General features: G+C 37.1%; 16 protein-coding genes and 2 tRNA genes. 14 read left to right on the top strand and 4 right to left on the bottom strand.

What is annotated here, in order from left to right; translation table 11 throughout:
* Together ACNF42_RS01830 and ACNF42_RS01825 are read left to right on the top strand one after the other, a co-directional pair.
* Nucleotides 1-513: IS1634 family transposase (locus ACNF42_RS01830; RefSeq protein ID WP_443338276.1), on the top strand; the 513-nt coding region annotated here is incomplete at its 5' end.
* A gap of 75 nt (nt 514-588) precedes the next feature.
* Nucleotides 589-1362, top strand: coding sequence for a hypothetical protein (locus ACNF42_RS01825; protein ID WP_443338273.1), 774 nt, complete (start codon nt 589-591; stop codon nt 1360-1362).
* Between the two features lie 410 nt (nt 1363-1772).
* Here the strand turns inward: ACNF42_RS01825 and ACNF42_RS01820 are convergent.
* Nucleotides 1773-1857, bottom strand: a tRNA-Leu gene (locus ACNF42_RS01820).
* A gap of 92 nt (nt 1858-1949) precedes the next feature.
* Here ACNF42_RS01820 and ACNF42_RS01815 point away from each other — a divergent pair.
* The 8 genes from ACNF42_RS01815 (at nt 1950) to ACNF42_RS01780 (ending at nt 7578) form a co-directional block, all read left to right on the top strand.
* Complete coding sequence (locus ACNF42_RS01815) at nt 1950-2231, top strand: hypothetical protein (protein WP_443338271.1); 282 nt, start codon at nt 1950-1952, stop codon at nt 2229-2231.
* Entirely contained in the window at nt 2212-2634 is a 423-nt protein-coding gene (locus tag ACNF42_RS01810; RefSeq protein WP_443338269.1) for an Lrp/AsnC family transcriptional regulator, read from the top strand. Before ACNF42_RS01815 ends, ACNF42_RS01810 begins: the two co-directional genes overlap by 20 nt.
* 79 nt (nt 2635-2713) lie before the next feature.
* Nucleotides 2714-2983: a DNA-binding protein Alba gene (gene albA, locus ACNF42_RS01805; RefSeq protein ID WP_443338267.1), complete on the top strand. Its 270-nt coding sequence runs from the start codon at nt 2714-2716 to the stop codon at nt 2981-2983.
* A 58-nt stretch (nt 2984-3041) separates the two neighbouring features.
* A complete protein-coding gene (locus ACNF42_RS01800; protein WP_443338265.1) occupies nt 3042-3221 on the top strand; it encodes a cysteine-rich CWC family protein in 180 nt (59 codons plus the stop codon).
* A gap of 88 nt (nt 3222-3309) precedes the next feature.
* Nucleotides 3310-4278: a polyprenyl synthetase family protein gene (locus ACNF42_RS01795; protein WP_443338263.1), complete on the top strand. Its 969-nt coding sequence runs from the start codon at nt 3310-3312 to the stop codon at nt 4276-4278.
* Nucleotides 4279-5442 (top strand): ArsA family ATPase, encoded by a 1164-nt coding sequence (locus tag ACNF42_RS01790; protein ID WP_443338261.1) that lies wholly within the window; start codon nt 4279-4281, stop codon nt 5440-5442.
* The gene (locus ACNF42_RS01785; protein ID WP_443338258.1) at nt 5443-5643 is read left to right on the top strand and encodes a hypothetical protein; all 201 of its coding nucleotides are present in this window, start codon (nt 5443-5445) and stop codon (nt 5641-5643) included. It abuts the gene before it with no gap.
* Nucleotides 5644-6036: 393 nt separating this feature from the next.
* Entirely contained in the window at nt 6037-7578 is a 1542-nt protein-coding gene (locus ACNF42_RS01780; RefSeq protein WP_443338255.1) for an aldehyde dehydrogenase family protein, read from the top strand.
* Nucleotides 7579-7743: 165 nt separating this feature from the next.
* Here the strand turns inward: ACNF42_RS01780 and ACNF42_RS01775 are convergent, their stop codons facing one another.
* Nucleotides 7744-10896: a S53 family peptidase gene (locus tag ACNF42_RS01775; protein WP_443338252.1), complete on the bottom strand. Its 3153-nt coding sequence runs from the start codon at nt 10894-10896 to the stop codon at nt 7744-7746.
* 47 nt (nt 10897-10943) lie between these two features.
* Here ACNF42_RS01775 and priS point away from each other — a divergent pair, with 47 nt between their 5' ends.
* The 4 genes from priS to ACNF42_RS01755 all read left to right on the top strand — a co-directional run bounded on the left by priS (nt 10944) and on the right by ACNF42_RS01755 (nt 14073).
* Nucleotides 10944-12074 (top strand): DNA primase catalytic subunit PriS, encoded by a 1131-nt coding sequence (gene priS / locus ACNF42_RS01770; protein ID WP_443338249.1) that lies wholly within the window; start codon nt 10944-10946, stop codon nt 12072-12074.
* Between the two features lie 66 nt (nt 12075-12140).
* Complete coding sequence (locus ACNF42_RS01765) at nt 12141-12563, top strand: rubrerythrin family protein (RefSeq protein ID WP_443338247.1); 423 nt, start codon at nt 12141-12143, stop codon at nt 12561-12563.
* A 4-nt stretch (nt 12564-12567) separates the two neighbouring features.
* Complete coding sequence (locus ACNF42_RS01760) at nt 12568-13137, top strand: DUF3501 family protein (RefSeq protein ID WP_443338245.1); 570 nt, start codon at nt 12568-12570, stop codon at nt 13135-13137.
* Between the two features lie 24 nt (nt 13138-13161).
* Complete coding sequence (locus tag ACNF42_RS01755; RefSeq protein ID WP_443338242.1) at nt 13162-14073, top strand: ABC transporter ATP-binding protein; 912 nt, start codon at nt 13162-13164, stop codon at nt 14071-14073.
* A gap of 167 nt (nt 14074-14240) precedes the next feature.
* Here ACNF42_RS01755 and ACNF42_RS01750 read toward each other — a convergent pair.
* Both ACNF42_RS01750 and ACNF42_RS01745 read right to left on the bottom strand, forming a co-directional pair.
* Nucleotides 14241-14312, bottom strand: a tRNA-Arg gene (locus ACNF42_RS01750).
* Nucleotides 14311-14796, bottom strand: coding sequence for an adenosine-specific kinase (locus tag ACNF42_RS01745; protein ID WP_443338239.1), 486 nt, complete (start codon nt 14794-14796; stop codon nt 14311-14313). Before ACNF42_RS01745 ends, ACNF42_RS01750 begins: the two co-directional genes overlap by 2 nt.
* Nucleotides 14797-14847: the final 51 nt, after the last annotated feature.

The raw sequence follows: 14847 nt of genomic DNA, 5'->3' as shown, positions 1-14847 counted from the left end.
CAGCCAAGACAAGGTGTTGCGGAAACAATCGATGTGATTGCATCTCATTACAGGAGATATTTCACATGGAGGATCGATAATGGCAGAATAACAACAAGGGCAAGGAACAATGCCATCTCTGCTGCAGAGAACAGGATGGGGAAGTTTTTACTTGTATACAGCGGGGATTATTCCCCGCTGGAATGTCTGTCCGTATACAGGGATCGTGATTCCATAGAGAAGGCATTTCGCACATTGAAAACGGATCTGGACATATTTCCCATGAGGAAGAGGAAGGAATCCACAATTCGTGGAACCATATTTGTGTTCTTTCTCTCACTGGTCATAAGAAATGCACTCATGAGGGGAATGATCTCATCAGGTCTCATGAAGAAGTATTCTTTAGAGAGGATGCTCCTAGAACTTGAGAAACTGCATGTGATAGAAGACCAGAGTGGAAATCTTGTGGAACTTGAGAGGACTAGGAAGCAGAAGGATATCCTTGAGGCTCTTGATAAGATATCGTGGTGGTAAAACCACGGGAGTTCAGGATACAATGTACTAAAATTTTTTACAAAATGTTTATTACAATCTATCATATTTCATCCTATGAAGAATGAATATAACTTTCAATTGACATTGCCTCTCCCTCCACCAGTGGTGACTGAATATGTTTGTAACCCCTGGTTATTTTTCAACCCAATGGCTCATATTGCAGTACTAAAAAATATTACAGACAAAAAATGGGACATAATATTTTCACCAGATGTTGAGCAATCAAAGGGCGGTACATATTATGGGACTCTTGATGGCCCCCTTGTTAAAAATAATAACATAGAGTATGAATGCAAAAGTATGGATAATGAGGTAAAGATGAAGATAGGCATTAAATTAAAACCAATGGGTATTGAGACGTCCATTGAATTGAACTGGACACTTGAAACAAGCCTCGGATTCTTTGATAAAATAATGGGTGAAAATTTCAGTTTAACCCCTGAACATATATTTAAGAAACATCTTTCCCAGAGATTACCTGAAATGATGAGACTGATCAATTATAAGGAAGAGGGGAGGGAGTTTTTACTGGAAAAGACCTATCTCAGTGGGGCTACAGCAATACCTTACATAAAGAATAAAGCAAGAGAACTTAGGAATTGCATAGTGCTTGGAACTTCGAAAAGCATAAAATTCAATATTGAAATCAGCGATGAACAATTACTGACAATTCATTCAGAATCTGGAAATATGGAGAATTTTGGTGGGGAGGCCATACTGGATATTCTTAACAATCCCGATGAAATCTGCATTTGCTTTTACAGCATTCAGGCTAAGGAACAATATGAGGAATTAATGAGAAAGCAGGTAAAAATGATAAAATCATAAGCCATTGTCAATTGGTTTTATCTTAATTCTGGGATTATAGATTTTTTTACAATAATAAGAATGGAAGAATTATCACCCTAAAATTTTGACAATAATATAGAAATGTGCCAGCCAAAGGGCAAAAATGAGAAAAATTGAAAATGTGGTTTTATTCCAAGAAAAGTATAAGCAATTAATTTAAGGATTTTTAATTGCCCATGAGAATAAGAAAGAGAGAACTTTGGAAGATGGACATTGTAAGTCCGATTAGCAACATAAAGATGAGCACCCCTAATCCACTTTTTCCATTCTATTAGTTTGAATGAATCTATTGAATATTGGCTTTAAAGATATTGAATTACTTATAATTTATAATGTAGTCGGAACATTTCAGCCATTCTTTAGGGCAATGATTCCTTTTAAAACGAAAATGCGAGGGGAGGGATTTGAACCCACGAACTCCTGCGAGACAGGATCTTAAGTCCTGCACCTTTGACCAAGCTCAGTAACCCTCGCCTTCAGGGGGATTAGTGTTTAATAAATAAAATATCTTTCTTTATGAGTATTTTGTTCGTATCTTTTTATATAGATATAACGCATATTGAAATATGGTATTTCCAAATGGGATCCCGGATAATGCAGAAATAGTCAATTTTGAAGTTGAAGATGAACCAAAGTGGGTTAAGGTAAAGCTTGAAGATGGCTCGGTTCTTCAAATCAAGATGGAAATAGTTGGAATATTTAAGAACGGAAATGATCCAAATACTGGCCTACCCGTTTATGTGGTACAGACAACCAATATAATAAGACTTAACCAGGTACCAAAGGAACTGATTAAGAAGGACCACTCAAAAGGCGGGAAGGGATCAGATGGAACGATTTACCGCTAAGGGAATCCGAATAGACGATAAAGATAATGCCATATTAACGCTACTAAAAGAGAACTCCCGCATAAGCAATGTGGAGATCGCGAGGAAACTTAACACCACAGAGGGGACAGTTAGGAGGAGAATACAGAGACTTGTTGAAGAACATGTTATAAAACGATTCACCATAGAGATTAACGATGGAAAAAAGGAAGCAATCATCCTTGCAAGATGTGAACCTGCCTATATGAATTCCATATTGCAACAGATACGCAAGAAATTCGAAAAAATTTACGAGGTATCAGGCAAAAATGATATTGCAATAGTCTTCGAATACATAGATCTTGAAACATTGAACGACAACTTGGATATAATAAGATCTGTAACGGGAATAAGGAACACAGAAACGCTCATAAGACTGAAGTAGAGAGCCTTGAGAAAATCATTTGTCAACATAAGAGATATGGTTAAATAGAATCTTTTAATTTGCTGGTTAAGTGATTACAATGGCAGAAGAGAATATCATATACGTCGGCAAAAAACCAACAATGAATTATGTGCTTGCGATAGTGACCCAGTTCAACAATAACGTTGACAGGATCGTCATAAAAGCAAGAGGCAAGTCTATAAGCAAGGCGGTGGATATTGCGGAAATTACGAAAAACAAATTCGTACAGGATATCAAATATTCAAAAATAAACATTGAGACAGAAAAAGTCGAAGGTGAAAGGGGAGAAACAAACGTTTCATCGATTGAAATAACACTCGAAAAGTAAAAAAATAACAATATACTGGGCAAAAATTTTTCATTGCCTTTTTATATTATTTGATTTGGTGGTTTTCATAGAGAAGATTTGTTTTCTTTGCGGAAGCGAATTTCAATGCCACGACGGCATATTTTCTTGCTGGTGTTCAAAAGTCAAAATAACTAAGGAATATCTTGGATATCTAAAAACTGTTTCCTCTGATTGTGTGTGTCCTCAATGCCTTTTGAAGGGCGTAAGTGAATTGTAACGATATTTAAGTTTATCAAAAATTCTGGTAAAAAGTTTAAATTGCTTCCTACCGATTACTGTATCGCTGATATTTAATGGGAGAAGTTTTGAATATTAAAATGGACGTAAGCGGGAAGTTAGACATCATAAATAAACGTATAGAGGAGGTGTTACAAACAGATAATCCTCAACTGACTGAGATGTCTCTTTACACATTAAAATCAGGTGGAAAAAGGCTCAGGCCATTAATAGTACTGCTTGTCTATGAACTAATTACTGATTATGACATTGAAAAGGTATTGGATCTCGCTGTTGCTTACGAAATAATGCATTCTGCAAGTCTCATTCATGATGATATAATTGATGAGGCCGATGAAAGAAGGGGGTCCCCAGCATTACATATTAAATACAATATTCCAGATGCTATTGTAACAGGGGATTTTCTGTTCTCAGTGGCCTACAGGCTTGGGGCTACTTATGGAAAAGAAGTCTCTGAGATTGTGGCAAAAGCCGCAAGAAAACTGGCAGAGGGGCAAATAATGGAATCGAGGAATCTTGGGAATCTGCAAATTACAGAAAATGAATATTTTCAAATAATTAGCAATAAAACTGCCTATTTCTTTGGAGCGGGGGCAAAGTCAGCAGCATATGTGGCGACTAATGACAAGGAAATGCAGGAAAATATGTTTAAATTTGCATATAATGTTGGGATGGCTTTCCAGATAACTGACGATGTGCTAGACATAATAGGAAAGGAGGAGAACATAGGAAAGAAACCTTTCACTGATTTCAAGCACAGTGCCTTAACTTTGCCTATGATTTACGCAATCAAAAGGGGTAAAAATGAGGATGTTGTCAATTTGAAACATGTGATAAAAGGAGAAAGGACTGACGCAGATAGTATAGAAAAGGCAAAACAGTTTTTGGTTAATTGCGGTGCCGTTGATTATTCCATAGGCCTTGCCAAAAATTATATTGAAGAAGCTATAAAAGCGATGAAATCTGCAAAAAGGACACCAGATTTAGAAACGCTTCTTCAAATTGCTTACAGCGTAGTTAGCAGGATTAGGATATAGATGACGAGAATAATATTGTTTACCGGAAAAGGTGGAGTGGGAAAGACAAGTGTTTCTGCAGCCACAGGATTACTTTGCGCTAAGGAGGGAAAGAAGACTCTCATTATTTCTACTGATCCCGCCCACAGTCTTAGGGATGCTTTTAACAAGGAAATTGGGTCAGAGCCGAAAAAACTTGCTGAAAACCTTTATCTTCAGGAAATAAGTGTAACAGAAGCCATTAAAAAATACTGGGAAAAACTAAAGCTTTATCTTACCTCCCTTATGAGATCTCAAGGGGTGGAAGGAATTGCTGCTGAAGAGATAGCCACTCTTCCAGGCTTTGACGAAGCTTCTGAACTGCTTTACATAAGACAATATGCCCTGGAAGGTACTTATGACGTAATAATAATGGATACGGCCCCAACAGGTGAATCCTTGAAATTGCTTTCTTTTCCAGAGGCTTTTTCGTGGTATATGGAAAGACTATTCCCCATAAGCAGAAAGACAGCAAAGATAATGAGACCTTTGATGAAACCTTTGCTGGGACTTCCTATCCCTGATGACACAGTTTTCGCCAGCATTGAGGATCTCTACTCCCAAATGAGGGATGTAAAGGATATACTATCAGATAGCTCCAAGACAACAATCAGGCTTGTTTGCAACCCAGATGTTATGTCCTTTAATGAGACTAAAAGAGCTTACACATATCTATTGATGTACGGATATTCTGTCGATGCGCTCGTAATTAACAAAATTTACTCAGATGATACCGGTGAATTTCTTCTCAAATGGAGGAAATCTCAAAATCAAATTATAGAGGAAGTGGAAGATGCTTTTGGTGATATAAAAATATACAAAGTACCTATGAGTGAGGAGGAACCAACTGGGACTAAAAAACTGGAAATAATGGGAAAAACAATTTACGGTAGGGATAAACCTTGGGAAATCTTATCAAATATAGAACCACCCATAGAATTTGAAATTAATGGGAATAAAAAATATGTCAAAATGAAAGTTCCCTTCGCCAATAAGGAAAATCTGGAGCTTCACAATCGTGGCGGTGAACTGGTTGTGCAGATAGATAATTGGAGGAGAGTATTTTTCCTTCCCCAGACTATGGCAGATTTAAATCCGTCGAGCGCAGAATTTAATAAAGGAAAACTCATTATAGAGATGATATAGATGGTAGAAAAAACAATAGGAGGAAAAAATGGAAAGATTCACTTTGAGATCGATATAGAACTTCCGGAAGTCAAGGAAGGCATGATGGATATAGTGTCCCTTATAAAGGGAGCAACCGATGAGATCCTTGACCTTGGAAAGAAGATCCTCAATAAGGCCCAGGATGAACCAAAGGAAATCAAAAAAATAAACATTAAATAAAGTTTAATTTACTTGATTCCATCAAATCACTTAAAAAAATAAATGTTTGGTAATAATTCGCTTGTTGTATAATTCTATAAATGGTTCTATTAAGATATTTGATAATGCAAGACTGACTTTATTACGTGTACCGAAAAATAGTCTATTTTGTTTCTTTAATTTATTAGAAAAGGATCCCTTAACCTTGCCGGATCCTAACTCAAAAGACATTAAATTTGAAAAATGAAAGTAATGTATTCTTATTCAATAAACATATGAAGGGATTTGATTTTTAGAAAATATCCAATAATATTACTTTTAAATATTGAACTATGTGCTAAATTATAATCATATGCATAATGAGACCTATAAAATGTACCGTTAGGAATAATAAGGGTCAGAAAATATGAGGGTATGAGATCTATTAAGGAAATTAGGGATGAGACCTTTGATAAACTTGGTCTCTCGGAAGAAAATTCAGGGGTCTACTATGGGAAATGGGAGAAATACAATAAGGAGGGTTCCATTGAAGTTAAAAGTCCGATCGATGGTACTTATCTTGGAAGAGTATCAGTCGCTTCAGAAAGTCAGTACAGAAATGCAATAAAAACCATGGAAAAGGAATTTATTGAGTGGTCAGAAACACCAGGTCCGAAAAGAGCCCTCGCTATAAAGGCACTGGCAGACGGAATTAAGGACAAAAAGGAACTTCTGGGAAGAATTGTTTCACTTGAAGTCGGTAAGGTTACCACAGAAGGTCAGGGTGAAATCCAGGAGATGATTGATATCGGGTATTTTGCCACAGGTCTTGGAAGGCAGATTTACGGATTGACAATGGCAAGTGAGAGGCCACACCATAGGCTTTACGAACAATATGTTCCTCTCGGAGTAATTGGTGTGATAAGTGCGTTCAACTTTCCATCTTCTGTTTGGTCGTGGAATGCATTTATAGCAGCTACAGTTGGTGACACAGTGGTTTGGAAACCTTCAAGCAAAGCCTCATTAAGTTCAGTAGCAGTGATGAAAGTGCTTGATGATATTATGACCAAAGAGAACATTCCACCTATCTTTGCACTTATTAATGGTAGGGGTAGAGAGATTGGGGAATTGATGGCAGAAGACAAATCCGTAAAATTAATCTCATTCACAGGCTCAGTCAAAACCGGAAAACATATCGCTGAGAAGGTATCCTCAAGACTGGGTAAAACCATCCTTGAACTTGGAGGAAATAACTGCGCAATTGTTAGTGAGAAATCTGATATGAAGGTGGCCCTGAAAGGCGTGGCCTTTGGAGCCCTTGCTACAGCCGGACAGAGATGCACAAGTACAAGAAGAGTGGTTGTAAACGAAAAAATTTATGACGATTTCAAGGAGAAACTTAAGAACATTTACGAAAGAGCAAAAACTGGAAACCCCCTTGAGGAGGGAGTTATTGTTGGCCCTATGATCGATGAGGAGGCCGTGAATAATTACGAAAATGCCATAAAGAAAGCCATAGAACAGGGAGGGAAGGTAATTACAGGAAACAAGGTAATAGAGAAAAAGAAGGGTTACTATGTAATGCCAACAATAATTGAGGCAAAATATGGCATGGAGATAACAAAGGAAGAAACTTTTGCTCCGATCCTATATATGTTCAAATATTCAACTATGGAAGAGGCAATGAAAATTCACAATGATGTACCACAGGGCTTATCTTCTGCAATTTTTACAACCGATCTTAGAGAAGAAGAATATTTCCTGTCTGTCAGGGGATCCGATTGCGGACTTGCGAACGTAAACACATCAACGGCCGGTGCAGAAATTGGAGGAGCTTTTGGAGGAGAAAAAGACACTGGCGGAGGAAGAGAAAGCGGCAGTGATGCGTGGAAATCGTACATGAGAAGACAGACTGTCACAAAGAACTATGGTCAGGACATACCTCTGGCTCAGGGAGTGCAGTTTAATTTGGAGTGAGTGTGTAAACATAATACCTTTCATAATTTTGAATAATTTAAGTGACCCTTACCACTATCCCATTTTAGAGAATCTCATAATAAATAAAGACAATTTTTAACTTTCAATAGAAGGAAATAAAATTTTAACGTAACAGTAAATAATTTGTGATCTTGAAAAATTATACTATTCTTCGAAAAAAGATTTTTCCATCTCTTTTCTCTTCTTTCTTCTCTTGAAATAGTTGATTATTACATATATGTAGAGGAACAATCCGAGATAGATCAAAGAATTCAACAATGGATACGCTGGATCAGAATAAGATAAATCTGCAACAGTTGAATTTATGGTTACGTTATCCTTCAATTCTGCGGTTATCATAACCTTGTAACTTAGCCAGGGATAAATACCATTGATGAATGAATATGTACTTGTGTTTGAATTTATCATTATTTTGGTCCAGTTATTCTGATTAGACGATTTATAATTGATCACAAAATACTCAATATCTTTTCCAATATTGGTAGCCCAGGAAATGTATGATGAGAAGAATAAAATTGGGAATAATCTTGTGATTGTTACAGTGGGAGGGTATTTGCTTAATGTCTTATCCTCCGGGTATAGGGTTATATTTAATTGACTGTTTTTTGTGACATTAAATGAATAGGAATACTTATCAAAGTACCTATTTGAGAAAGAGAGGTTTACTTGCCCATATGGGACCCATATACTGAACTGACCATTGACATCACTGTATGCATAATCTGTATTATTGTATTTAATTAACACATTTCTTATTGGTATTACGAGATTATCCAGTGCATCATAAAATTCATTGGTAATGGTCCCATTCACAAAATAGCCTTTCCCATCCCCTTGCAACGCAAATGGGGCGTATACCACGTTATTTCCAGGAGTAAGGTTAATTGATGCATTTGCACTTATAAATCCACTGGACGATATCTGGAGATCGTAATTTTGTGGTGTTAACGACTCCCTGAATGGATATTGAAGGATTTTCTTCTGACCGCTCAAGTATATCTTAGAATCAGCTGGAGAGATATTTAATGATATATTGACATTCTTTTCGATCATTTGTATTGAACTTTCCTTTCCCGTTACCTTTCCTGAAAACTCATAAAATCCATAAGAAGACAGGGAGATGTTACTCACAAGACCAACTCTTGAAAAATCTAAATTTCCAGAAAATTCCAATGGATAGAGATAATCGAGGAAACCTGAAAAATTTGATTTGAAGTAAGCAGAAGAATTATAATTTACGCCAAGATACTGTCTTTCATAGTATGGTGTAGTTATATTAAATTCCTCAAGGTTACCTTTCCAATAATATTTCAAATTATACTTAGCCCCGGAATTAAGGGATGAATTATTGGAATAGATGGATATTCCGTTAAGGATAAAATGAGTTTTATTAGTGAAGTTAAGTTCTAAGGGGTAGGTCTGAGATATGGTGAATGCATTTGGCAAATTTGGAACAGCCAGTGGTGATGGCGTATTGGACGGGTAAAAAACTGTTCTTTTGTGATACGACTTTGCTGAAACCATGGACAAATTTGCTTGATAAAATGGGGCTATTGAAAAATTGCCAACTGATCCACTCTGATTTAATCTTGTGCCTCCGGTGACAACCTGATAATTGAAAATTGTGGAATTGATACCTTCAGGGAGAGTAGAATTCCCAGTATAGAGATGAAGGAAAGAATCGTATATGGATCCGTAAATATCGTATGGAAATATGGAATATGTCATTGAAATCTTTCCATCAACGATTCTGAGATTAGTTATGTTGAGGAATATGTAAACGGTATTATTCAAGTATCCATTCTGGTGATTAACAGGGACGAAACTGTAATTATTGCCCACCCTACTGTAGAAATAGACACCAGTCTTGTTTTCCCTAAATCCAGCAGAAATTATCTGAGAATGTGTTACATTGCTGTAAATACCTATCCCTGTTTGTTCCGTTTCATTTTGCGCCAGGCTATTCATTGAAATATTGAGTGAAGATGAAATGCTGAAATTTCCATTTTTTAACATGCCATAATAGGCATCTGCCCCATATTTGCCTATGAGTTTCTTTATATCTATGGATAGGCGGGCTACGTTCAGAGAACCCAGACCTGTTACTGGATTCCACTGAGAGTTTGCCTTATAGAAACCGTTGCTTCCACCAGAAACTGGCACAATAGCCTTACCATACTGGTCTGTATTTGCTATTCTGTAAAGATATGGGGCAAAAAATCCCAAATTCTTATGCAGATACTGTGATATCAGGATTGCTGATGCCGCTGACATTGGGGTTGCAAGACTGGTACCTCCTATTACATAACATCCGGCTCCTGCAAAAACCCTTACACCACCTTCATTGGGATTTGCATCCATTGACATATCCGGTACTCCTAATTTTGGGGCGGAAAACCCAGGAGCAACCTGGTAATTTGGGCTGTTAAAATAGACACTGTAACCTCCACCACTTCCTGACCATGCATACTGGCCATATTTCCCGTCAATAAGGTAAAGTGATGTCCCGCCAACAGATGTGACAAAGGGATCAGCAGCAGGGAAATTTACTGTTGGTGTGGATTTTCCATCAAAGGCCCCACCGTCGCCAGAGGCGGCAAAAACACCTATTCCCTTCTCTGCTGCTATCCTGAAAACCCCGTTATAAACGTCCACTAGTGATTGCCCTAACTCAGTTTCTGGAATTCCCCAGCTCAGGCTAATTTCATTAACAGAGAGGTTCTGTATGGTATAATTTATACCAGCCTGAAGATATCCAACGGAAGCGTTTGGCACAATCACCAGATATATTTTAGCGTATGGAGCAATTGCATGAAACCACTCTACGTCGGTCGCAGTTTCAATGGCCCAACTTAAATTGTAGGTGGATGGCAGACTATAAGGATAAACAAAGGAGATATTTAGTGAGGGTAGACCTTCATATGCATTAAAGGAAGATATATCGTAATTTAGATATGGATCGCCAAATGCATCAACAATTGCCACTGACATCCCCTGTCCCATATAGCCCTTATTTTCAAGTGGTGTTATATTATACGCCTGCCTTATCTGATATGCAAAAAAGGGTGGTTCTTCTGCTGGATAAGAACCACTTGGAAAATATTCTATGCAAGGCTTGGCATTAATATTCCAGGGGTTAATTGATGAATCGGACGAATTATAATTCTGATAATTTTTTGAAATTGAGTAATTTTTATAGTTCACATTTATTTGTGACTTAACAGGTTGTGATAACACTAACATGGATGATGATAGCAAAATTAGCAAAATTCCTATGGTGATTATCTTTTTACTCATTGAAACCTTATTGGAAATTTTATTAATATATGTATCATTTTCCTTTATTGGATCAGACAGATTTCTTAATCTCTCAATTTCGGAGATACTACACATCTGAAAAAAGGGTTCATGCTAATGAATTGTCTAAGAGAGAAATTGGATACATACCATTTCAGGGTACAATGATTAGGCACATTATGATAGAAGATGATCCATCCGGAAGTGCCTTGAGGACCTTTCTTAAGGAACGTGTGCCAAGGCACCTTTATCATTCTGTTGCAACATACGAACATCCTGGAAATAGAAGTATGAAGGACAAGGGATGGCTAGGTGCAGAACTCATATTTGATCTGGATGCTGACCATTTAAAAGATGCAGAGAAGATGAGCTATGCCCAAATCTTGTCTGAGGTTAAAAAACACACAGAGAGGCTTATCGAAAAATTTCTAATTGGATATCTGAACATAGACATAACAAATTTATCCCTCTACTTTTCTGGTGGAAGAGGATATCACGTCCATGTAAATAATGACGCCATGTATTCAATGAATTCAGATCAGAGAAGGGAAATATCAAATCTTGTCAGAGGTGAGGGTCTCACCGCAAAGGGATTAATTGAAGTCGTCTCCAAAGAGCATTTCTTCGGTAAGGGATGGATTCCAGAGATTGATAATGCATTTGTGGAAAATTTTAAAGAAATCCTTTCTGGTGGAAATCCGATTAAGGATGAAAAACTGTGCAATAGAATCAGACAGTACTTTCAAAATGATCCTAACGAAAGAAAGGATGAGAGAAAGAGAATCTTATTAACCCCAGGGCATGAAAAATATAAGAAACTTATAAATGATGAAATATCCCTTCTGGATAAGATTATTATTCAGATGAAGGAAAAATTTGCCTGTGAGATTGATGAACCGGTTTCCACAGATATACACAGGCTCATAAGGTTCCCATACAGCCTTCACGGTAAAACAGGATTCCAGGTTGTAAATGTAGAAATAGATAGATTTAAGGATTTTGAACCACTAAATGACGCTATTCCAGAAGAATTCAAAAAGGATGAGATTAAAATAAATGTTACACGACCCTTTGAAATAAGGCTTAACAATATTAATTTTAAACTCGACGGAAGTGAGGTTGTTCCAGCCTATACAGCCATATATGCCATTCTATCAGGTAGAGCTAATTTAGAATAATTATTAAATGATAATGCATAAAGGAAAATTAAATATATGCCAAAGCTATAAAGATTTGGTGAAAAAATGGAACTGAAAAATAGTAAAACCTTGGAGAATCTAAAGGCCGGTTTTGCAGGGGAAAGTCAAGCAAACAGAAGATATCTGTATTTTGCACAGAAGGCAGATGAGGAGGGACAGCAGGAAATATCAGCTGTTTTCAGATCAACAGCAGACGGAGAAACGGCCCATGCTTTCGGTCATCTGAAGTACCTGCAGGCAGTTGGAGACCCAGTTACTGGGGAACCCATAGGAACAACTGAACAGAACCTTAAATCTGCAATAGCAGGCGAAACCTACGAATACAGCCAAATGTACCCTGGATTTGCAAAGGTTGCAAGGGAAGAGGGATTTGATGAAATAGCACATTGGTTCGAGGTTCTTTCAAAGGCCGAAAAATCACACGCCACTAAATATCAGAAAACACTTGATGAGTTAAAGAAGCAGTGATATAATGGATATAATAAGAAGGGGTGATCTTTACACCCCTGAACAGTATTCCAAAATTTTGGGACAGGAAAGATCAAAAATAATCGAGATCAAGAAAGAGAGAAGAGTGCATTCAAGAACATTCAGCTTCTTATTTGAAAACAGAGAGACAATACTTAATCAGATTAATGAGATGATATATGTTGAGAATGTACACGATGAGAAAGAAACTGAGCACCTTTTGGAAACATACAACAAGCTGATTCCAGAAAAGAATGAGTTTAGCATAACGATGTTCATAGAAATTAGTGATGAAAAGACATTAATGAAAGAAATGCCAAGGCTCGTAGGCATCGAGGATAGTGTATTCTTTATCTTTGATGATCAAGAACTAAAATGTATACCAGAGGAGGGCCGTTCCACGGAAACTCTGGAATCCACATTGCAATATTTGAGAGTTAAGTTTTCGATGGCAGATGCCGAAAAATTCAGAAGTGCAAAAAACGCATTTATATCTACAAAACATAAAAATTATAGCGAGAGTGCTCAAATACCATCTAAGCTCCTGGAAAATCTCAAAAAAGAAATATATTAATTGTTTTCTTTTATATCATTAATAATGATAGAGCTCAATGGTGTCTCTAAGGTCTATGGCAGAAGTTCTGAAGGAGTAAGGAAGATAAGTTATACCTTTGAGAGCGGAAAGGTGTATGGTCTGGTAGGGCCAAATGGTGCTGGAAAAACTACCTTAATAAGAATGCTATCTGGTTCGCATACCCAGTCTGAAGGTTCTATTGTGGTTGATAACTATGATATAATCAAGGACAGGGAGAGTGCACTGATAAGAGTGGGATGGATGCCCGATGCCTCCATATTAAATGGTTATTGGAGGATCATAGATCAGTTTGAATATTTTGGAGTATTGCGAGGTCTTGGTTCTGTTGAAGCGAAAACAAAGGCCATAGAACTTCTTAAAGGGTTCGGCATTGATCAGAATTTGTGGAATAAAACTATGAGAAAACTCTCACTTGGTCAAAGAAGAAGAGTCTCCTTGGCCTTTGCCGTCCTCAATGATCCTGCGAATATATTGATGGATGAGCCTTACAATGGATTTGATCCAGACGGCATAAGAATGATAAGTGAATTCATATTAAATGAGAGGAATAAAGGGAAGACAGTAATTGTTTCCTCCCATATATTGAAAGAACTTGAAAGCGTTGCCGATGAAGTTATAATGATTGAGAAAGGCAGAATTGTTGATAGCATTTCAAAGAATTCACTGGAGAAGTCAGAGTTGATTAAAATTACACTGGAAGTTAAAAATCCTGATGATACCATACTTGAACTTCTGGAGAGTCTGGGTGATGTAAGAAGAATAGGAAACCGGTTTGAAATTACCTGCAGCTCAGAAGAAAAGGTAGAAGACTTAAATACTTCATTGGTCAAGAGTGGTTACAAGGTTACGCTGTTTAAGACAGAGAAACCTACAGTTGAAGATTTTTATTTCTCAAAGGGCAAAAATGAAAAATGAACTGATGTAATTAAATATGAAGAATAAAATAACCCATAATAATATAATTAAGACTTGCCGTCAGTTTTTGGATGTGTCTATTAGATATTCATACATCCAATTAATTGCTTTATGAATCTAAAAACCCTAAGAAGTAATACAATCCTTTCCAATTTCAAAATTAAGAACAGGCCTGCCGGGATTCGAACCCGGATCTTGGGCTCCGGAGGCCCAAATGATATCCATTACACTACAGGCCTAGTTTTTATAACCAATCCGTCTCAACAATTCTTTTCTTTTATCCTTGTCCTGGTCATTCTCTATTCCCAATGGACTGAAACCATCGATTACCCCTAGGATACCAGCCCTGTCCTCCTTTCTTATTACTATAACTTCCAGAGGGTTGGCAGTAGCAGCAAATATTCTTCCAACTTCCTGACACTGTTTTATCTGATTCAGAATTGCAATAGGAAAGACGTTTTTCAATATTATAAGGAAGGTGTGACCAGCACCTATACTTTTTATGTTTGATATGGCATAATTTATTAGATCCTTATCATTACCTTCGTACCTGATTAGTCTGTCTCCGGAAGCCTCTGAAAAAGCAACAGCGTAAATTGCATCAGGTCTCGATGTCCTGACAATTTCCACTAAATCTTCCACGGTTTTGATAAAGTGAGAGTAACCCAGGATTACATTGCACCCATCCGGAAAATCGATTTTGACCGATTCAATGTGTTCCATCTCTCTTGCATTGAAGATACCTATAATTTAATTTCTACTTTTCATTTCACA

This window comes from Cuniculiplasma thermophilum, assembly GCF_052315355.1.
Classification (GTDB): domain Archaea; phylum Thermoplasmatota; class Thermoplasmata; order Thermoplasmatales; family Thermoplasmataceae; genus Cuniculiplasma.
The sequence above is the reverse complement of the archived record's forward strand: the minus strand, read 5'-3'. Positions and strand labels throughout refer to the sequence as shown.